The 19,460-nt window shown below is 64.3% G+C and carries 19 protein-coding genes and 1 pseudogene; 10 read left to right on the top strand and 10 right to left on the bottom strand.

Features of this window, described 5'->3' with window-relative positions; all coding sequences use genetic code 11:
- The 5 genes and pseudogenes from DH10_RS28090 to DH10_RS28070 form a co-directional block, all read left to right on the top strand.
- Window positions 1-372 (top strand): annotated as a pseudogene (locus DH10_RS28090) (DNA replication/repair protein RecF); the annotation flags it as partial.
- 97 nt (window positions 373-469) lie between these two features.
- Window positions 470-1,225, top strand: coding sequence for a molybdopterin-synthase adenylyltransferase MoeB (locus tag DH10_RS28085; protein ID WP_192250090.1), 756 nt, complete (start codon window positions 470-472; stop codon window positions 1,223-1,225).
- A gap of 4 nt (window positions 1,226-1,229) precedes the next feature.
- Complete coding sequence (locus DH10_RS28080) at window positions 1,230-1,718, top strand: GNAT family N-acetyltransferase (RefSeq protein ID WP_192250087.1); 489 nt, start codon at window positions 1,230-1,232, stop codon at window positions 1,716-1,718.
- Window positions 1,719-1,723: 5 nt separating this feature from the next.
- Complete coding sequence (locus tag DH10_RS28075) at window positions 1,724-2,974, top strand: aconitase X (RefSeq protein ID WP_312891275.1); 1,251 nt, start codon at window positions 1,724-1,726, stop codon at window positions 2,972-2,974.
- Window positions 2,971-3,381 (top strand): aconitase X swivel domain-containing protein, encoded by a 411-nt coding sequence (locus DH10_RS28070; protein WP_246506189.1) that lies wholly within the window; start codon window positions 2,971-2,973, stop codon window positions 3,379-3,381. The genes DH10_RS28075 and DH10_RS28070 overlap by 4 nt, the downstream gene beginning before the upstream one ends.
- A 14-nt stretch (window positions 3,382-3,395) precedes the next feature.
- Here DH10_RS28070 and DH10_RS28065 read toward each other — a convergent pair whose 3' ends face one another.
- Window positions 3,396-4,397, bottom strand: a complete 1,002-nt coding sequence (locus tag DH10_RS28065; protein ID WP_124996031.1) for a 2-hydroxyacid dehydrogenase — start codon at window positions 4,395-4,397, stop codon at window positions 3,396-3,398.
- A gap of 170 nt (window positions 4,398-4,567) precedes the next feature.
- Between DH10_RS28065 and DH10_RS28060 the strand changes: the two genes are divergently transcribed.
- The gene (locus tag DH10_RS28060; RefSeq protein WP_192250081.1) at window positions 4,568-5,125 is read left to right on the top strand and encodes an SH3 domain-containing protein; all 558 of its coding nucleotides are present in this window, start codon (window positions 4,568-4,570) and stop codon (window positions 5,123-5,125) included.
- Here the strand turns inward: DH10_RS28060 and DH10_RS28055 are convergent.
- Entirely contained in the window at window positions 5,115-5,495 is a 381-nt protein-coding gene (locus DH10_RS28055; RefSeq protein WP_192250078.1) for a DUF4260 domain-containing protein, read from the bottom strand. The two genes, DH10_RS28060 and DH10_RS28055, sit on opposite strands and share 11 nt — an antisense overlap.
- A gap of 8 nt (window positions 5,496-5,503) precedes the next feature.
- Complete coding sequence (irrA, locus tag DH10_RS28050) at window positions 5,504-5,935, bottom strand: iron response transcriptional regulator IrrA (protein ID WP_071101810.1); 432 nt, start codon at window positions 5,933-5,935, stop codon at window positions 5,504-5,506.
- A 244-nt stretch (window positions 5,936-6,179) separates the two neighbouring features.
- Here irrA and fabA point away from each other — a divergent pair, with 244 nt between their 5' ends.
- The 4 genes from fabA (at window position 6,180) to DH10_RS28030 (ending at window position 10,523) form a co-directional block, all read left to right on the top strand.
- Window positions 6,180-6,695, top strand: a complete 516-nt coding sequence (gene fabA, locus DH10_RS28045; RefSeq protein ID WP_027165888.1) for a 3-hydroxyacyl-[acyl-carrier-protein] dehydratase FabA — start codon at window positions 6,180-6,182, stop codon at window positions 6,693-6,695.
- Between the two features lie 125 nt (window positions 6,696-6,820).
- Window positions 6,821-8,041 carry a beta-ketoacyl-ACP synthase I gene (gene fabB / locus DH10_RS28040; RefSeq protein WP_192250075.1) on the top strand — a complete coding sequence of 407 codons (1,221 nt, stop codon included), beginning with the start codon at window positions 6,821-6,823 and terminating at the stop codon, window positions 8,039-8,041.
- 13 nt (window positions 8,042-8,054) lie between these two features.
- Window positions 8,055-8,867: an enoyl-ACP reductase FabI gene (fabI, locus tag DH10_RS28035; RefSeq protein WP_192250072.1), complete on the top strand. Its 813-nt coding sequence runs from the start codon at window positions 8,055-8,057 to the stop codon at window positions 8,865-8,867.
- Window positions 8,868-8,969: 102 nt separating this feature from the next.
- Complete coding sequence (locus tag DH10_RS28030) at window positions 8,970-10,523, top strand: putative bifunctional diguanylate cyclase/phosphodiesterase (RefSeq protein WP_192250070.1); 1,554 nt, start codon at window positions 8,970-8,972, stop codon at window positions 10,521-10,523.
- Between the two features lie 166 nt (window positions 10,524-10,689).
- Here DH10_RS28030 and DH10_RS28025 read toward each other — a convergent pair whose 3' ends face one another.
- The 7 genes from DH10_RS28025 to infB form a co-directional block, all read right to left on the bottom strand.
- Window positions 10,690-11,700: a class I SAM-dependent methyltransferase gene (locus DH10_RS28025; RefSeq protein WP_192250066.1), complete on the bottom strand. Its 1,011-nt coding sequence runs from the start codon at window positions 11,698-11,700 to the stop codon at window positions 10,690-10,692.
- A 72-nt stretch (window positions 11,701-11,772) separates the two neighbouring features.
- The gene (gene pnp, locus DH10_RS28020) at window positions 11,773-13,923 is read right to left on the bottom strand and encodes a polyribonucleotide nucleotidyltransferase (protein WP_192250063.1); all 2,151 of its coding nucleotides are present in this window, start codon (window positions 13,921-13,923) and stop codon (window positions 11,773-11,775) included.
- Window positions 13,924-14,290: 367 nt separating this feature from the next.
- Window positions 14,291-14,602, bottom strand: coding sequence for a 30S ribosomal protein S15 (rpsO, locus tag DH10_RS28015; RefSeq protein WP_376774865.1), 312 nt, complete (start codon window positions 14,600-14,602; stop codon window positions 14,291-14,293).
- A 147-nt stretch (window positions 14,603-14,749) separates the two neighbouring features.
- On the bottom strand, window positions 14,750-15,844 hold the full coding sequence (corA, locus tag DH10_RS28010) for a magnesium/cobalt transporter CorA (RefSeq protein WP_192250060.1): 1,095 nt from the start codon (window positions 15,842-15,844) through the stop codon (window positions 14,750-14,752).
- 152 nt (window positions 15,845-15,996) lie between these two features.
- Window positions 15,997-16,956 carry a tRNA pseudouridine(55) synthase TruB gene (gene truB, locus DH10_RS28005; protein WP_192250057.1) on the bottom strand — a complete coding sequence of 320 codons (960 nt, stop codon included), beginning with the start codon at window positions 16,954-16,956 and terminating at the stop codon, window positions 15,997-15,999.
- Window positions 16,957-17,376, bottom strand: a complete 420-nt coding sequence (rbfA, locus tag DH10_RS28000) for a 30S ribosome-binding factor RbfA (protein WP_192250054.1) — start codon at window positions 17,374-17,376, stop codon at window positions 16,957-16,959. It lies immediately after the preceding gene.
- A gap of 122 nt (window positions 17,377-17,498) precedes the next feature.
- Window positions 17,499-19,460, bottom strand: a 1,962-nt coding sequence (infB, locus tag DH10_RS27995) for a translation initiation factor IF-2 (protein WP_192385580.1), incomplete at its 5' end; no start/stop codon positions are given.

The raw sequence follows: 19,460 nt of genomic DNA, 5'->3' as shown, positions 1-19,460 counted from the left end.
GGCCGCGAGCGCGATCGCGCCGCCGGCCGCACGCTCGACGGTCCGCACCGGTCGGATCTCGTGGTCCGTCACCGGCCGAAGTCGATGCCGGCCGAATTGTGCTCGACCGGCGAGCAGAAGGCGCTGCTGGTCGGCATCGTGCTGTCGCATGCGAGGCTGACCGGCGAGATGTCGGGCCTGACGCCGATCCTCCTGCTCGACGAGATCGCCGCGCATCTCGACAGCGGCCGGCGCGCGGCGCTGTTTTCCATCCTTGAGGAGCTGAACTGCCAGGCCTTCATGACTGGTGCCGACGCGGCGCTGTTTTCCAGCCTTGCCGGGCGGGCGCAATTTCTGACGGTCGACCACGGCAGTATTGGATCGACCAGCTAACTTCTTGAAAGAGCCAGGGCTCGCCGCCACCTGCCCATGACAAGGCTTTGCCTTGCATGTGCATGACAAGGTTTCCTGCCCGCTATAAGGTCCGGCCATGACCAATGCCGCCCTCACCGACGAAGAGCTCGAACGCTATGCCCGACACATCGTGCTGCCCGAAATCGGCGGCCCCGGCCAGCAGAAGCTGAAGCGGGCGCGGGTGCTGGTCATCGGCGCCGGCGGACTGGGGGCGCCGGTGCTTGAATATCTTGCCGCGGCCGGCGTCGGCACGCTGGGCATCGTCGACGACGATGACGTCTCGCTGTCCAACCTGCAGCGGCAGGTGATCCATGCGACAGACACGATCGGCATGGCGAAGACCGACAGCGCCTCGGCGGCGATCATGCGCATCAACCCCAATGTCGGAGTGGAACTGCATCGTCTCAGGCTGACAGCGGAAAACGCCCCTGCCCTCGTCGCCCGCTACGATGTCGTCGTCGACGGCTCCGACAATTTCGAGACACGCTATGCGCTGGCCGATGCGTGCGCCCAGGAAAAGAAGCCCTTGGTCACCGCCGCCGTCGGCCGCTTCGACGGCTCGGTGACGGTGCTGAAGCCGTACGAGACCGGCGCCGACGGCAAGCGCAATCCAGGCTACCGCGACCTTTTCCCGGAAGCGCCGCCCGAAGGGCTGGTGCCGTCCTGCGCCGTTGCCGGCATCGTCGGCGCGCTGACGGGTGTCATCGGCACCCTTGAGGCGATGGAAGCGATCAAGCTGATCACCGGCATCGGCGAGCCGCTGGTCGGCCGGCTGCTGCTCTACGACGGGCTCACCGCCCGTTTCGACACCGTCCGCTACAAGGCCGTCTGAGCGCATGGACCGGCCGGCCACTCCTCCTGTCACCGAGCTTCCGCCGGACTTCGCGCAGTGGGAGGAAGTGCTGGCGCTGATCCGGCGCGCCTTCGCCTATATGGACGGCCTGATCGACCCGCCATCCTCGGCACATCTGCTGACGCCGGAAGGCCTTCGGAATAAGGCGGCGCAAGAGACGGCCTTCCTGGCCGTGGAAAACGGCCGGATCGTTGGTTGCGTGTTCGCGCTGGAGAGGGCGAAGGACCTCTATGTCGGCAAGCTTGCCGTCGAGCCCGGCCTTCAGGGGCGAGGCATAGGCGGACGGCTGATGCAGGCCGTGGAGGACTTTGCCCGCCGGCGCGGCAAGCATGCCGTCGAGTTGCAGACGCGCATCGAACTGACCGCAAACCACGCCGCCTTCGCCCGACTCGGCTTTCGCGAGAGCGAGCGCACGGCGCATGCGGGCTACGACAGGCCGACCTCGATCACCATGCGCAAGGTGCTGTCTTGAGTCTCGTGCTCAACCCGCAAGAACAGGCAATCGCCGTCGGCGAAGACGGCGCGGGGATGGCGATGCGCATCGTCGCCGAGAGCGCGCGTCTGCTCGGGGCGCCGCGGCTGATCCCGATCGCTTCGGCGCATATCGACGGTGCGCTCTACCATGGCGATTCCGGCACGCTCTTCGCCGAGCGGCTGGTCGAGGGCGGCGCCAGGGTGGCGGTCCGCTCGACGCTCAATGTCGGGGCGCTCGACCTGACGGGCTGCTCGCGCATCCGCCTGGAAGAGCCGCAGCGCGGCATGGCGCGACGGATGATGGAGGCTTATCGCAAGCTCGGCTGCGAGCAGAGCTGGACCTGCGCGCCTTATCAGGCCGGGCACAGGCCGGCACAGGGCAGCGATGTCGCCTGGGGCGAATCCAATGCGGTGGTGTTCTGCAACTCGGTGCTGGGCGCCCGCACCAACCGCTACGGCGACTTCCTCGACATCGCCTGCGCCATCACCGGCCGGGCGCCGGATTATGGCCTGCATCGGCCTGAGAACCGCCGGGCGCGGCTGGTGTTCGACGTCTCGGGCCTTTCTGCTTCCTTCCTCGCCTCCGAGATCGCCTGGCCGGTGCTGGGCAGCCTCTATGGCCGCGAGGTCGGCAATTCGATCGGCGTCGTCACCGGCATCGCTAGCCACCCCGGCGAGGACGCGCTGAAGGCTTTCGGCGCCGCGGCCGCTTCATCCGGCGCGGTCGGCCTGTTCCACATCGCCGGGGTAACGCCCGAGGCGCCTGATGTCGAAACCATTCTGGCCGGGCCGGAACCTGAGGCGGAGGCGGTTATCCGCGTCACACCTGAGATGGTGGCGAAGGCCCGCGCTGCCTTGTCGACCGCCGCTGCGGCCAAGACGATCGATGCGGTCGCGATCGGCAGCCCGCATCTGTCGCAAGCCGAGTTCGACATGCTGGAGCGATTGATCGCCGGACGGCGGCTCGCCGTGCCGATCTATGCCTGCACCGGTCGGCACGTACTTGCTTCGCTGGAACTAGATGACTGCCGGAACCGGCTCGAAGCCAGCGGCGTGATCATCATCGCCGACACCTGCGTGGTGGTGACGCCGATCATGCCGGAGCTCAGCGACGGCGTGCTGATGACCAATTCGGGAAAGTTCGCGCATTACGCTCCGGGCAACACCGGCTATGCGGTGCTCTATGCCTCGCTCGCCGATTGCGTCGAAAGCGCGATCGCCGGCACGCCGCGCTTCACGGACATCGCCCCATGAGCGCCGCCGAGATCCTGGTGCCGGGCAAGGCCGGCGAAGGGGAGGCTTTGGTGCTGACGGCGCCGATCAGCTTCTGGGGCGGCGTCGACCCTAAGACAGGCCGCATCGCCGATGTCCGCCATCCGCAACATGGTGAGATCATTTCCAGCCGGGTGCTGTTCCTGCCGGGCACGATCGGTTCGTCGTCGGCTTCGGCGGTGCTGATGGAGCTGGTCCACAACGGCCGCGCGCCGGCCGCCCTGGTGCTGCGCGAACCCGACGCCATCCTTCTGCTCGGCCTGATCGTCGCCCGGGAGATGGGCTGGGAAACGCCGATGGCGGTGCGGCTCGCCCATGGCGCGTTCGACGCCTATCGCGGAAGCACCGTCAAAGTCGCCGACGACGGCGCGGTTGGCGTCGCCGCCTGAACAACCGTGGTTTTTCAGGTCCTGAGCGGCAGCACGCGGTCCGGCGGGCGATGGCCGTCGAAGAAGGCGCGGATGTTGATGATCACCTTCTCGCCCATGTCGATGCGGCCTTCGAGCGTCGCCGAGCCCATATGCGGCAAAAGCACGACCTTGCCCTTGTGGGCGAGCTTCAACAGCTTGCTGTTCAGCGCCGGCTCATGCTCGTAGACGTCGAGGCCGGCGCCGGCGATCTTGCCGTCCTGGATGAGCTTGATCAGTGATTCCTCGTCGATGATGTCGCCGCGCGCGGTGTTGACGATGTAAGCTGCTGGCTGCATCAGCGCCAGGCGCCGGGCGGACAAGAGATGGAAGGTCGCCGGCGTCGACGGACAATTGACCGAAATGATGTCCATGCGGGCGAGCATCTGGTCAAGGCTTTCCCAATAGGTCGCTTCCAATTCGTCCTCGACCGCCGGCAGCACGCGGTGGCGATTGTGGTAGTGGATGGACAGGCCGAATGCCTTGGCGCGCCTGGCGACCGCCGTGCCGATACGGCCCATGCCGACGATGCCAAGGCGCTTGCCCCAGATGCGGCGGCCAAGCATCCAGGTCGGCGACCAGCCGGCCCATTTCTTCTCGCCGGTGAGCACGTTGGCGCCTTCGGCCAATCGCCGCGGCACGGCGAGCATCAGCGCCATGGTCATGTCGGCGGTGTCTTCGGTGAGCACGTTCGGCGTGTTGGTGACGGTGATGCCTTTCTTGGCCGCCGCGGCGACATCGATCTTGTCGACGCCGTTGCCGAAATTGGCGATCAGCTTCAGGTTCTCGCCGGCCTGGGCTATCAGCGCGGCATCGATATGGTCGGTGATGGTCGGCACCAGCACGTCGGCTTCCTTGACCGCCGCAACCAGTTCCGGCTGGGTCATCGGCCGGTCCTCGACGTTGAGGCGCGCGTCGAACAGTTCGCGCATGCGGGTTTCGACCGGGTCGGGCAGCTTGCGCGTGATGACGACGAGGGGCCGTTTTTTGCCTGCCATTTTATTCCCGAAGCTTCCTCGAAACCGATCTCGTTGAGACCTCTTTAACCAAGACCGGCGAAACTTGTAGCCGATCGCGGCATCAGCCCACTCCTGTAACAAGCGGTGCCGCCGAAGACAAAGAAAAAGGGGCGCTCATCCCGACGGAACCGGCGCCGAAAGGAATGAAAGTGTCTGCTCTCGCGTCGCTCCGCCTGGCTTTCAGCGCCGCCGTTCTCGGCGCGCTGCTTTGCGCGCCGCAGGCATCCGCGCAAAGTGCGGCCGCGCCGGCGCAAACGGTGACGCTGGGGCCGAGCGGCCTGCCGCTGCCGCGTTTCGTCAGCCTGAAATCGGGCCGCGTCAACTCGCGCGTCGGCCCGGGCGCCAACTATTCCGTCGACTGGATGTACATGAAGGCCGGGCTGCCGATGGAAATCATCCAGGAATTCGATACCTGGCGCCGCGTGCGCGACGCAGACGGCTCGGAAGGCTGGATCAACCAGTCGCTGCTTTCGGGCCGCCGCACCGCGATCGTCGCCCCCTGGCAGCGCGGCAAGGGCGGCCGAATCAATCTGCTTGACGATCCCGACAAGGACGCCGGCGTGATCGCGATCCTCGAGCCCGGCGTCATGGGCTCGATCAAGAAGTGCGACGGCCAGTGGTGCGAGATGACCTTCGACGGCCATACCGGCTGGATCGCCCAGTCGCAGGTCTGGGGCGCCTATCCAGGTGAAAAGGTCAAGAACTGATCGCCTTCCGGTCGCGCCCGATGTGGCCGAGATGCGTATCCTGAAAACCAGTAGGAAGCTTCAGGCCGTAGCCAAGGGCGCGGTCGATGGCAATGTGGGCGATCCAGATGAGCGCCACGGCCGTTGTGATCGGACCGGCAAGCAGGACACCGGCGAGCACCAGGACGAGCGGGGCGATCAGGATGTGCAGCGCATTGTAGGCCATCGCGCCGATACGCGGCCCGGCGAGATAGCCCAGCATCGACAGGTCCGGCGCCAGGATGAGCAGCGCAAACAGCCACCAGGATACACCGGTCAATTTGTAGAAGACGATGGCCACCACGGCAGCGACGACCCATTCCAGCCGGATCGTCAGATCGAGGGACCGCATCGCTGGGATCAGTCGCGGCGCTTGGGGCGCAGCCTCACCACGATGTCGACATTGGCGATCTCCATGCCTTCAGGAGGCTCCGGCAGGTTGGAGACGCTCACCGGGCCGCTGGCGATATCGAAGATCCGATTCTCGCCTTCGACATAGAAGTGATGGTGGTCAGAGGTGTTGGTGTCGAAATAGGTCTTCGACCCTTCGACCGCGAGGATGCGCAGCAGGCCGGCCTGGGTGAACTGGTGCAGCGCGTTATAGACGGTCGCGAGCGAAACCGGCACGCCGGCGGCGATCGCCTCCTCATGCAGTTCCTCGGCCGAGAGATGGCGGTCGCCCTTGGCGAAAAGCAGATCGGCCAGCGCAATGCGCTGGCGCGTCGGCCTCAGGCCGGCTTCGCGAACCCGCTTGTCCACAGCGACATTTTCCTTCCGGCAGCCCGAATCCATCTATCCCGTCGAAGCTTGCAGCCATCCCCATAGACCGGTCCAGAATGGCAAAAAGACGTCAATGCCAAAAACTGGAAACCACCCGACATATATTCTGTCGCCCAAATGCGATCAATAGCGCGCATTGACCCAGGCAGGCGCGCGGGTTAAGCGCAAACGCCGGTTTCCGGCCGCAAACAGAGTGTGTTAGGAAACCAACGACAAGGGCGCCCTGCCGCCCGGAAGGAAAACGGGGACGGAGTTAATGGCGGGTCAAAAGTCCAGCTACGATTACGAGGAACTGCTTGCCTGCGCCCGCGGCGAGCTGTTCGGACCGGGAAACGCCCAGCTGCCCTATCCGCCGATGCTGATGTTCGACCGCATCACCGAGATCAGCGAGACCGGCGGCGCTTTCGACAAGGGTTTCATCCGCGCCGAGTTCGACATCAAGCCGGATCTTTGGTTCTTCGCCTGCCATTTCATCGGCAATCCGATCATGCCGGGCTGCCTCGGCCTCGACGCCATGTGGCAATTGACCGGTTTCTATCTCGGCTGGCTCGGCGAGCCCGGCAAGGGCATGGCGCTGTCGACCGGCGAGGTGAAGTTCAAGGGCATGGTGACGCCGTCGGTCAAGAAGGTCGAATATGGTGTCGACTTCAAGCGCGTGATGCGCGGACGCCTCGTGCTCGGCATCGCCGATGGCTGGCTCAAGGCGGATGGCGAACCCATATACGCGGCAACGGATCTGAAGGTAGGCCTGTCCAAGCAGTCCGCCGCCTGATTGCTTTCGCCACGGGCCTCGCGTGTCAGACGGATGCGCAAGGACGCCGCGGCAGTTATTTTGCGTATGATCAAGCGCGAAAACCGATTAGGTTTTTCGCCAAACTACGCCGGAAGGAGTTGCGAATGAGACGCGTCGTAGTGACAGGCCTCGGCATTGTGTCGTCGATCGGCAACAACGCCAATGAGGTGCAGTCCTCGCTTTACGATGCCAAGTCCGGCATCAGCTTTTCCAATTCCTTCGCCGAGCACGGCTTCCGCTGCCAGGTGTGGGGGGCGCCGACGCTCGACCCGTCGGCGATGATCGACCGCCGCGCCATGCGTTTCCTGAGCCAAGGTGCCGCCTGGAACCATGTCGCCATGGATCAGGCGATCGCGGACGCCGGTTTAGGCGAGAGCGACATAACCAACGAGCGCACCGGCATCGTCATGGGCTCCGGCGGACCGTCGACCAGGACCATCGTGGAAGCCGCCGAAACGACGCTCAAGAATGGCAGCCCGAAGCGCATCGGTCCGTTCGCGGTGCCGAAGGCGATGTCGTCGACCGCTTCGGCCACTTTGGCTACCTGGTTCAAGATCCACGGCGTCAACTACTCGATCTCGTCGGCCTGCTCGACCTCGGCGCACTGCATCGGCAATGCCTATGAGCTTATCCAGTGGGGCAAGCAGGACATGATGTTCGCCGGCGGTCACGAGGACCTCGACTGGACGATGTCGGACCTGTTCGACGCCATGGGCGCCATGTCGTCGAAATTCAATGACAATGCATCGACCGCGTCCCGCGCCTATGACGTCAACCGCGACGGCTTCGTCATCGCCGGCGGCGCGGGCGTGCTGGTGCTGGAAGAGCTGGAGCACGCCAAGGCGCGCGGCGCCAAGATCTATGCCGAGATCGTCGGCTACGGCGCGACCTCCGACGGCTACGACATGGTGGCGCCGTCCGGCGAAGGCGCTGTGCGCTGCATGCGGCAGGCACTTGCAACCGTCTCGACACCGGTCGACTACATCAACACGCACGGCACCTCGACGCCGGTGGGCGATTCCAAGGAGATGGGCGCCATCCGCGAGGTGTTCGGCGACAAGATGCCGTTCATCACCTCGACCAAGTCGCTGACCGGCCATTCGCTCGGTGCCGCCGGGGTCCAGGAATCGATCTACTCGATCCTGATGATGCAGGGCGGCTTCGTCGGCGAGAGCGCCCATATCGAGGAGCTCGATCCCGAATTCGAGGGCATGCCGATCGTGCGCAAGCGCATCGACAACGCCAAGATCGACACCGTTTTGTCCAATTCCTTCGGTTTCGGTGGCACCAACGCAACGCTGATTTTCCAGCGCTATTCCGCATAAGGATTTGCCTCGTATGGAAGGGTTGATGAAGGGCAAGCGCGGGCTTGTCATGGGGGTCGCCAACGATCATTCGATCGCCTGGGGCATCGCCAGGAAATTGTCCGAACACGGGGCGGAACTTGCCTTCACCTATCAGGGCGACGCTTTCGGGCGGCGGGTCAAGCCGCTGGCCGAGAAGGTCGGCGCCTCGCTGATCGTGCCTTGCGACGTTGAGGACAGCGCCTCCGTCACTGCGACCTTCGAGACGCTCGGCAAGGCCTGGGGCGGACTGGATTTCATCGTCCACGCCATCGGCTTCTCCGACAAGAACGAGCTCAAGGGCCTCTACGCCGACACCAGCCGCGACAACTTCGTCCGCACCATGGTGATCTCCTGCTATTCCTTCACCGAGGTCGCCCGCAATGCCGCGGCGCTCATGAAGAATGGCGGCTCGATGATCACGCTGACCTATGCCGGGTCGGTGCGGGTCATGCCCAACTACAACGTCATGGGCGTCGCCAAGGCCGGGCTGGAGGCAAGCGTGCGCTATCTCGCCAATGATTACGGCCCGCGCGGCATCCGGGTGAACGGCATCTCGGCGGGACCGGTGCGGACGCTCGCCGGCTCCGGCGTGTCCGACGCGCGTCACATGTTCTCCTATCAGCAGCGCAATTCGCCGCTGCGGCGCACCGTGACCATCGACGAGGTCGGCGGCTCGGCACTCTACCTGCTGTCCGATCTGTCTTCGGGGGTCACCGGCGAAATCCACTATGTCGATTCCGGCTACCACATCGTCTCCATGCCGACGCTCGATGAGCTGAAGCAGAACGACGGCGCCCGCGAATAATTCGCTAACGCAAAAAGTACTTTCCAGTAAAATTGGAGGCATTGGCGGAAACCGATTTTAAGGAGGTGTCCGCTAGAAGGTCCCGTAGTTTAGGGACCTTGCATGTCTGCAGTCAGCAACCCGAAGCGAACACCGCTGTTCCGGCTGATCACCATCGCCAGCTCGGCCATGGGCAGTTTTATCCTCGGACTCTGGGGATTGCAGTTCGGCTTCGGCGACGGGCTGGCCGGCATGACGGCGGAGACGATGGCGGGAATCATCGCCGCGCTCTGCGCCCTTTCCGCCGGCGGCGCCGCGCTCTCGTTCTTCGCGGGCGTCGATGAATCGGCCGAATACGTCTTCAAGGAAACGCATTTCGACAAGCTGACCGGCCTGCTGTCGCGCCCGGCCATGGTCGGCAAGATCGCCGCGGCGGCGTCGGAAACGATCAGGACCGGCGAACCGGTCTACCTGATCGATATCGACATCGACCGCTTCAAGCAGATCAACGATGCCATCGGCTACAGCAATGGCGACGAGCTGGTCCGCGCCTTCACCACAAGGCTGAAGGAGAACATGCCGGAGAATGCGGTGATCGGGCGCATCGGCGCCGGCGAATTCGCCGTGCTGCTGCCGGACTGCGATTTAAGGGGACCGCTCGAACGGCTGCTCGAGAAGCTCATCAACCAGATGATGGAGCCCTATCAGCTCCAGACGCACCTGCAGTCCGTCAGCATGTCCGTCGGTATCGTGGCGATGCCGAAGGATGGCGTCGATCCGGTGCTCGTCCTTCGCCGCTCGAACCTGGCGCTGCAGAATGCGCGCGCAAGCGGCATCGGCAACTGGTCGGTCTTCCACGCCGATATGGGGCGGGTGGCGGACTACCGGCAATGGATCGAATCCGAGCTGAAAACCGCCTTCGACCGCGGTGACTTCAGCCTCCACTACCAGCCGCAATTCGACCTGCAGGGCGGCCGCGTCGTCGGCTATGAGGCGCTGATCCGGTGGAAGCATCCTGAACGCGGCATGATCCCGCCGATGGAATTCATTCCGATCGCCGAGGAAACCGGCATGATCAATCCGATCGGCGAGTGGGTGCTGCGCAAGGCCTGCAGCGACGCCCAGTACCTGCCGGAGGATTGCTTCGTCGCCGTCAACATCTCGCCGGTCCAGTTCATGACCAGGGACTTCGTCGGCATCGTGCGCGAGACCATGGCATCGACCGGCATCAAGCCGTCGCGGCTGGAGCTCGAAGTCACCGAGACGGCGATGATGCAGGACCGCGACCGCGCGGCCGTCATCCTGCAGCAACTCGCCGACATGGGCATCTCGGTCGCCGTCGACGATTTCGGCACAGGCTACTCGAATCTGAGCTACCTGATCGACTTCTCGTTCGGCAAGCTGAAGATCGACCGCTCCTTCGTCAGCCGCATCGATACCGATTCCAGCTCGGGCGCTGTCGTCTCGACCATCGTCGGGCTGTCGCGGGCGCTTGGCGTCGGCATCATCGCAGAAGGCGTCGAGACCGAGAACCAGGCGACGCTGCTGAGAGCCGCCGGCTGCGAGGTGGTGCAGGGCTATCTGTTCGGCCGCCCCGCGCCGCTCAAGATCGAGCTCGGCCAGGCGCGCCCCGTTCATGCCACACGCGAGCCGGCACGCCTGGTCAGCCTGCAGTAGGGCGCTTCGCCCTTCCTGGGCAGAAAACCGCTCTACGCTTTCCTGGAATTGCTTTTTTGTTTGTCGCAATTCCGGACGAAATACCGCTGCACACTTTTCCTGGAATTGCTTTTTTTGTTTGCAGCAATTCAGGCGGAAAACCGCTGCACACTTTTCCTGGAATTGCTTAGCGGCGCGCCGAAAACACCTTGAACATGCCGTCGCGCGCGACCTCGGCGTGGCTGGCGAAGGCTCCCGCCAGCACCTGTTCGTAGGGCAACTGCCGGTTCGCCACCATGAACAGGCGTCCACCTGGTTTCAGCGCCTTCGACGCCGCACGGATCATGCCGGCGCCGATGCCCGGCTCGGCCGCCCGGCCGCTGTGGAAGGGCGGGTTCATGACGACCGCGTCGTAACGTCGCTCGACCGTTTCGGTCAGCAGATCGGTCCAGAAGAAGCGCGGCTCGGCAGCGGCTGCGCGGACATTGATCTTCGCCGCCTCCAGGGCCTCGAAATCCGCTTCGTAGAGATCGAGACCGGAGAGGTCCGGCGAGCGTTCCGAGACTTCCGCCGCAAGGTAGCCCCAGCCGGCGCAGAAATCGGCGACGTTGCCCGCAAGGCCCTCCGGCAAGGTTTCCAGCAGAAGCTTCGAACCGGCGTCAACGCGATCGAAAGAGAACATGCCAGGCGCGGTGCGGAAGCGGCCTTCGACGACCAGATCGTGGTTGGCGGCGCGAAGCGTCCGGGCCGCATCCATGCCGGCCTGGCGGAACCAGAAGGCGACGCCGTGATGTTTCGGCATATGCGCCTCGAGCGGCGCCAGCGCATCGATGCGCTTGCGCAGGCTGTCGATGCCGTCGTCCTTGCCGCCGGCGACGACGATCAGTCCTCCGGGCGCCACGCGCTCGATGGCTTCGCCGATCCGAAGCTCGTTCTGGCCGCGATGCCGGCCGGCCAGCACGAGGGTAGCGTCAAAGGCTGAGCCTTCCGCCCGCGGCGTGACGGTGTATCCGGTCGCCTGCAGGGCGCGGAAATGCGGCCGAAAACCTTGCACGAGATGCAGCGCCGCATCAAAACCGTCGGGCAGCCGAAAGCCCGGCTCCGCGCCCAGAAACAGCACCCGAGCGTCCTTTCGCGGCAGAGGGAGCGCCTCTGCCTCGAACGGATAGAACAGCGTTTTCAGCGGCTCCGCGGCCATTCCCATAGCTCTTTCAAACAAAAACGGGCGCGACCTCGCGGCGCGCCCGTCTTGATTATCAGGTCAGGCCGATCAGGCGGCGTCTTCCTCGCCTTCCGGCTTCTTTTTCTCCTGGGCGATTTCCTTGCCGGTCGCCTGGTCGACGACCTTCATCGACAGGCGAACCTTGCCGCGCTCGTCGAAGCCCATCAGCTTGACCCAAACCTTGTCGCCTTCCTTGACGACGTCCGAGGTCTTGGCAACGCGCTCATTGGCGAGCTGCGAGATGTGGACGAGGCCGTCGCGCGGGCCGAAGAAGTTGACGAAGGCGCCGAAGTCGGCCGTCTTGACGACGGTGCCCTCGTAGATCTCGCCGACTTCCGGCTCGGCGACGATGGTGTGGATCCACTTCTTCGCCGCCTCGATCTCCTTGGCGTTCGACGAAGCGATCTTGACCGTGCCGTCGTCCTCGATGTTGATCTTGGCGCCGGTCTTCTCGACGATCTCGCGGATCACCTTGCCGCCGGAGCCGATGACGTCGCGGATCTTGTCGGTCGGGATATGCATGACCTCGATGCGCGGCGCGAACTCGCCGAGCTCGGCGCGCGCGCCGGAGATCGCATACGCCATCTCGCCGAGGATATGCAGGCGGCCGCCCTTGGCCTGATCGAGCGCGATGCCCATGATCTCCTCGGTGATGCCATCGATCTTGATGTCCATCTGCAGCGAGGTGATGCCATTGGCGGTGCCGGCGACCTTGAAGTCCATGTCGCCGAGATGGTCCTCGTCGCCGAGGATGTCGGAGAGCACCGCGAAGCGCTCGCCTTCCTTGATCAGGCCCATGGCGATGCCGGCGACGGGCTTGGCGATCGGCACGCCGGCATCCATCAGCGCCAGCGAGGTGCCGCAGACGGTCGCCATCGAGGATGAGCCGTTGGACTCGGTAATCTCCGAGACGACGCGCAGCGTGTAGGGGAACTGGTCGGCGGAGGGCAGCATCGGGCGGATCGCGCGCCAGGCAAGCTTGCCGTGGCCGATCTCGCGACGGCCCGGCGAGCCCATGCGGCCGGTTTCACCGACCGAGTAGGGCGGGAAGTTGTAGTGAAGGAGGAACTTCTCCTTGTACATGCCGGTCAGCGAGTCGACATACTGCTCGTCCTCGCCGGTGCCGAGCGTGGCGACGACCAGCGCCTGGGTCTCGCCGCGGGTGAACAGCGCCGAACCATGGGTACGCGGCAGGACGCCGACCTCGGAGACGATCTTGCGGACGGTCTTCAGGTCACGGCCGTCGATGCGCGAGCCGGTGTCGAGGATGTTCCAGCGCACCACCTTGGCCTGGAGCTCCTTGAAGACGCTACCGATCTGCTCGGAGGCGTATTTTGCTTCCTCGCCTTCGGCCGGCGCGAACGCTGCCTTGACCTTTGCCTTGACGGCGTCGACGGCGGCGTAACGCGACTGCTTGTCGGTGATCTTGTAGGCCTCGCGCAGCTCGTCGCCGACGATCTTCAGCATCTCGCCTTCGAGCTCGGAATAGTCCGGAGCGGTGAAGTCGCGCGGCTCCTTGGCGGCGACCTCGGCCAGCTTGATGATCGCCTCGATCACCGGCTGGAAGCTCTTGTGGCCGAACACGACGGCGCCGAGCATCAGTTCCTCTGAGAGCTCCTTGGCCTCGGATTCGACCATCAGGACGGCGTCGGCGGTACCGGCGACGACGAGGTCGAGCTTCGATTCCTGCATCTCGTCGATATGCGGGTTGAGCACATATTCACCATTGATATAGCCGACGCGGGCGCCGCCGATCGGGCCCATGAAGGGGACGCCGGAGAGCGTGAGCGCGGCCGAGGTGGCGACGATCGACAGGATGTCCGGATCGTTCTCGAGATCGTGCTGGACGACGGTGACGACGATCTGGGTATCGTTCTTGTAGCCGTCGGCAAACAGCGGGCGGATCGGGCGGTCGATCAGGCGGGAAACCAGCGTTTCCTTCTCGCTCGGACGGCCCTCGCGCTTGAAATAGCCGCCCGGGATCTTGCCGGCGGCATAGGTCTTTTCCTGGTAGTTGACGGTGAGCGGGAAGAAATCGAGGCCGGGCTTCGGCTCCTTCATCGAAACGACGGTGGCGAGAACCACGGTCTCGCCGTAGGTGGCGAGCACAGCGCCGTCAGCCTGACGGGCGATCTTGCCGGTTTCCAGGATGAGCGGACGGCCGCCCCACTCGATTTCCACTTTGTGCTGATTGAACATATCTTGTCCTTCATATGCGGAAAGGGCCGCGCCGTCTCAACGGTCGCGGGGCATCCCTTCCCTGGCTTCCTTCGGGCAGCCACGGGCAAGACAACGGGAAGCTCGATAGGTCCGGCGTACTGCCGAGCGAGCATCCTGCAATCCTGCCCCATGACCGTCCACGGGCGGTTCCGAATGGCCCTCTGCACTTTCGGAACCGGGTCTGGCCGACCGGTCGGCCGGCCTTGCGCATGACGCCGAAAACCCCTGTTTCCGGAACGCGCCCTGCGCGAATGCGAATTTCCTTTTTTCAGCATCGAGGCACCGGACCATCCGATGCGCCAATGCGCGACCGGCGGGCTCTACAGAGAGCCCGCCGGTCAATTCGTCAGCGACGGAGACCGAGCTTGTCGATCAGCGTCTGATAGCGCGCGTCGTCCTTGCGCTTGAGGTAATCAAGCAGGCTGCGGCGCTGGGAAACGAGAGCAAGCAAACCACGGCGGGAATGGTTATCCTTCTTGTGGTCCTTGAAGTGCTCCGTCAGGTTCTTGATGCGCTCGGAAAGGATGGCAACCTGGACTTCCGGGGACCCGGTATCGCCCTTGGCGGTCGCGAATTCAGTCATCAATTCCTTCTTGCGCTCGGCAGTAATCGACATCGTGTTTTTCCTTTTCTGTTCGAGGAAACGGGACGCCCACAGCCGGGATGTCGTCCAGCAGGGGCCGGTGCAAGCAACGCGTCAGGGCGCGAAGCTGCCGCGCATATAGTGCAATTTCCCGCAAAACACCAGCCTAATTGTCAAGCCGGCTTGTCGCAGGTCTTGCCGCAAAAACAGAGGGTTCTGCCGCTACAGCCACTTCTTCCATTTGAAGAAGGCGACGAGCCCGGCAGCGACGACCAGCATAAACAAAAGTGCCGCCGGGTAGCCGTAATAGGCCTTCAGTTCCGGCATGTTCCAGGGCGAGCTTCCCGGCTCGAAGTTCATGCCCCAGACACCGACGAGGAAGGTGAGCGGCATGAAGATCACCGAGACGATCGTCAGATAGGAGATGACGTCGTTGGTGCGCGCCTGGGTCAGCGACAGATGCATCTCGATCAGGCCGGTCAGCATGTCGCGTTGGTTCTCGACCAGTTCGATCAGCCGCAGCGAATGGTCGAGCGTGTCGTTGAAGAAGATCTTGGTCTCGGCCGTCACGAAGGGCACGTCGTTGCGGATCAGCGTAGCCAGCGCATCCCGCATCGGCCACAGCGCGCCCTTCAGCACATTGGCGTCGCGCCGCAACTCGTGCAGCCGACGCATCTGATGCTTGTGCGGCGTGTTGAGCATCTGGTCCTCGATGCCGTCGACCAATTCGCTCGCCGCCTCGATCGGTGGAAAATAGCTGTCGACGATGGCGTCGATCAGCGCATAGGCGAGATAGTCGGCGCCGCGCGAGCGCAGCCGGTTGGGCATGGCCGCCGCGATGCGCTTGCGCACGGGGTCGAACGGATCGCCCTCGCGCTCCTGAAAGGTGACGACGAAATTCTTGCCGAAGAAGACGGCGATCTGCTCGTAGCGGTGGGCGGTGACATCGTCGATCATGCGCATGACGACGAAGGCATGATCCTCGAAGAAATCCACCTTCGGCCGCTGGCCAGTGTTGACGACATCCTCCAGCGCCAGCGGATGCAGGTTGAAAATCCGGCCGATCTCTTCGATCAGCGGGATGTTGGCAAGTCCGGTGCAATCCAGCCAGACGACCGGCCATTTTTCGCAATGGGCGTTGAGTTCGTCGATGCTGGCATTGTCGATGGTCTTGAATTTTTCGGGCGAGATCAGCGTCAGCCTGAGCTCGCTGCGCCGCGCCGCCGGATCGGCGATCAAGGTGCCCGGCGAGGCGCCGACCGGCGGCCGGCGGATTTTCAGCGGCGCCCGGTTCCTGACGGTATCAGCCTTTGCCATGAGCTCCTCTGGGCCATGAGCGCTTCGGGCGCGAACGTTAGAGCAGTTCGGGGGTCACTGACCTGCTCTAACCATCTGTTTTCATGCAATTCCGGACGGAAACCGTTACACATTTTCCTGGAATTGCTCGAGCCGAAACTAGCGGGGTGTCGTCAACCGGCAAAGACCCGCTTGGGCTTGAACATGCCCTGTTCGATGGCGCCGATGGCGACGAGCTTGCCACGCGCGGTGGCGCAGGCCTCCTCGGCCTCGACCGGCGCATCGCGGCCGCGAATGATGACGGGGTTGCCGAGGCGGATCTTGGTCGCAGCGTCGTCGCTGACAGCGACCTGCGGCAGGCAGTCGAGCGCTGCGGCGGTATCGACCAGCAGCGCATCGATGGCGCCGAAATCGGCCGGCGCCTCGGCCTCGCCCGCGCCTTCATCGGTCTTGCCGCCGAAGCGCGCTGCCTCGAGCTCGGCGACGGTGACGAAATCGTCCGCCGTGAACGGCTCGACCTCGACGCGGCGCAGTTCGGCGATATGGCCGAAGCAGCCCAGATCGCGGCCCATGTCGCGCGCCAGCGAACGCACATAGGTGCCCTTGCCGCATTCGACCTCGAAGACGGTTCTATCGGCACCATGCTCGACGATGTCCAAACGGCCGATTTCGATCTCGCGGGCGGGAATGTCGACCGTCTCGCCGTCGCGGGCAAGGTCATAGGCGCGTTCGCCGGCGATCTTGATGGCCGAGAATTGCGGCGGCGTCTGCATGATGATGCCGGTGTATTTCGGCAGCATCGCCCTCACCTCGGCCTCGGCCGGGCGCCGGTCGGAGCTGTTCGTCACCGGGCCTTCGAGGTCGTCTGTCGAGCGCTCCTCGCCCCAGGCGACGGTGAAGCGGTAGACTTTGGCGCCGTCCTGCACGTAAGGCACGGTCTTGGTCGCCTCGCCGAGCGCGATCGGCAGCATGCCGGAGGCGAGCGGATCGAGCGTGCCGGCATGGCCGGCCTTCTCCGCCTGGAACAGCCATTTGATCTTGGAGACTGCCTCGGTCGAGCCCATGCCGACCGGCTTGTCCAGCACCACCCAGCCGGAAATCGGCCTGCCCTTCTTCTTGCCGCGACGCGCCACTTATTCCTCGTCCTTGTCTGTATTCTTATTCTGGTCGTCGAGATCGCGCGCGACTTCGGGCGACTTCAGCAACTCGTTGATCCTGGCGAAATTGTCGAAGGACGTATCGAGCCGGAAGCGGATCTCCGGCATGTACTTCATCTGCCGCAGCGCGCCGGTGACGCGGCCGCGGATGAATTTCGCGTGTTTGTTGAGGGCCCCGACCACGGCATCGGCGTCGCCGACGCCGAGCGGCGAAACGAAAGCGGTAGCTATCTTGAGGTCGGGCGACATCCGTACCTCGGAGACCGAGACGACGGTGTTCTCTATCACCGGATCGATGATCTCGCCGCGCTGCAAGGTTTCGGACAGCGCATGGCGCACCTGCTCGCCGACGCGCAGCATGCGCTGGGAAGGGCCTGATGTTGTCGGACGGGACATTTCTTCAATCCTGAAATCGTGAAGCGCGGGATGGGACCGCGCCACATGTCTCAATACGAAATAAGGCTCTGGGCGGCAGCCTTTCGGCCGCCGCCCGGGTCATTCGGCAATTGTATCCGAATTTAGAGCGTCCTGCTCACCATCTCGACGCGGAAGCACTCGATGACGTCGCCGACGCGCATGTCCTCGTAGTTCTGGAAGGCCATGCCGCATTCCTGGCCGACGGGCACTTCCGAAACCTCGTCCTTGAAGCGCTTGAGCGTCTTCAGCGTGCCTTCGTGGACGACGACATTGTCGCGGATCAGGCGCACGCCCGCGCCACGCTCGACCTTGCCTTCCGTGACACGGCAGCCGGCGATCTTGCCGATCTTGCTGATGTCGAAGATCTCGAGGATCTCGGCATTGCCGATGAAGGTCTCGCGCCGCTCCGGCGACAGCATGCCGGAAAGAGCTGCCTTCACATCATCGACGAGGTTGTAGATGATCGAATAGTAGCGGATCTCGATTCCGGCAGCGGCGGCGGCCGCACGCGCCTGCGCGTTGGCGCGGACGTTGAAGCCGATGATCGCCGCACCCGAGGTTTCGGCCAGCGAGACGTCGCTTTCGGTGATGCCGCCGGCGCCGGCGTGCACGATGCGTGCGCGCACCTCGTCGTTGCCGAGCTTTTCGAGCGCGGCGTTGATCGCCTCGATCGAGCCCTGCACATCGCCCTTGATGACCAGCGGGAATTCCTTCAATCCGCTCGTTTGCAACTGCGACATCATCTGCTCGAGCGAGCCGCGCTGGCCGGCATGCTTGGCTACCGCCTTCTCGCGCGCCAGGCGCTGGCGGTACTCGGTGATCTCACGCGCACGCGCCTCGTTGTTGACGACGGCGAAGCGATCGCCCGCCTGCGGCGTGCCCTGCAGGCCGAGCACCTCGACCGGCATTGCCGGCGGCGCTTCCGGCACATGCTCGCCGCGATCGTTGACGAGCGCGCGGACACGGCCCCATTCGTTGCCGGCGACGAGGATGTCGCCGGGCATCAGCGTGCCGGTCTGCACCAGAACGGTGGCGACCGGGCCGCGGCCCTTGTCGAGCTTGGCCTCGATGACCGCGCCTTCGGCGGTACGGTCGGGGTTGGCCTTGAGGTCGAGGATTTCGGCCTGCAGCAGGATCGCCTCGAGCAGCTTGTCGATGTTGGTGCCCTTGATCGCCGACACTTCGACGTCCAGCACCTCGCCGCCCATCGATTCGACGAACACTTCATGGCGCAGAAGTTCGGCGCGCACCTTCTGCGGGTCGGCGTCGCGCTTGTCGATCTTGTTGATCGCCACGATGATCGGCACGCCGGCCGCCTTGGCGTGATTGATCGATTCGATCGTCTGCGGCATCACGCTGTCGTCGGCCGCCACCACCAGCACGGCGATGTCGGTCACCTGGGCGCCGCGGGCGCGCATGGCGGTGAAGGCAGCGTGGCCGGGCGTGTCAATGAAGGTGATCTTCTGGCCGTTCTTCTCGACCTGGTAGGCGCCGATGTGCTGGGTGATGCCGCCGGCCTCGCCGGAGACGACATTGGCGTTGCGGATGGCGTCGAGCAGCGAGGTCTTGCCGTGGTCGACATGGCCCATGATGGTCACCACGGGCGGACGCGACACCAGGTCTTCCGCACGGTCGGCGATGTTGAACAGGCCTTCCTCGATGTCGGACTCGGCGACGCGGCGGACCGTATGGCCGAATTCGGAAGCGACCAGCTCGGCCGTGTCGGCGTCGATGACGTCGCCCGGCTTCAGGATCTGGCCCTGCTTCATGAAGAACTTGACCACGTCCACGGCGCGCTCGGACATGCGCTGCGCCAGTTCCTGGATGGTGATGGTTTCGGGCAGGATCACTTCGCGCATGACTTTCTCGCGCGGCTCGTTGTGCATCGCGCGTTTGAATTTTTCCTGGCGGCGACGCATCGACGACAGCGAGCGGCCGCGCGCATCTTCATCCGACAGCGCGGTGTTCAGCGTCAGCTTGCCGCGGCGGCGGTCTTCCTCGCCCTTGGTGGGCTTGGCCGGCCGTGCGACTTCCGGCGTGGCCAGGCGACGCACCGGCGCTCC

The sequence above is a fragment of the Mesorhizobium silamurunense genome (assembly GCF_014843825.1).
Classification (GTDB): domain Bacteria; phylum Pseudomonadota; class Alphaproteobacteria; order Rhizobiales; family Rhizobiaceae; genus Mesorhizobium; species Mesorhizobium silamurunense.
The sequence above is the reverse complement of the archived record's forward strand: the minus strand, read 5'-3'. Positions and strand labels throughout refer to the sequence as shown.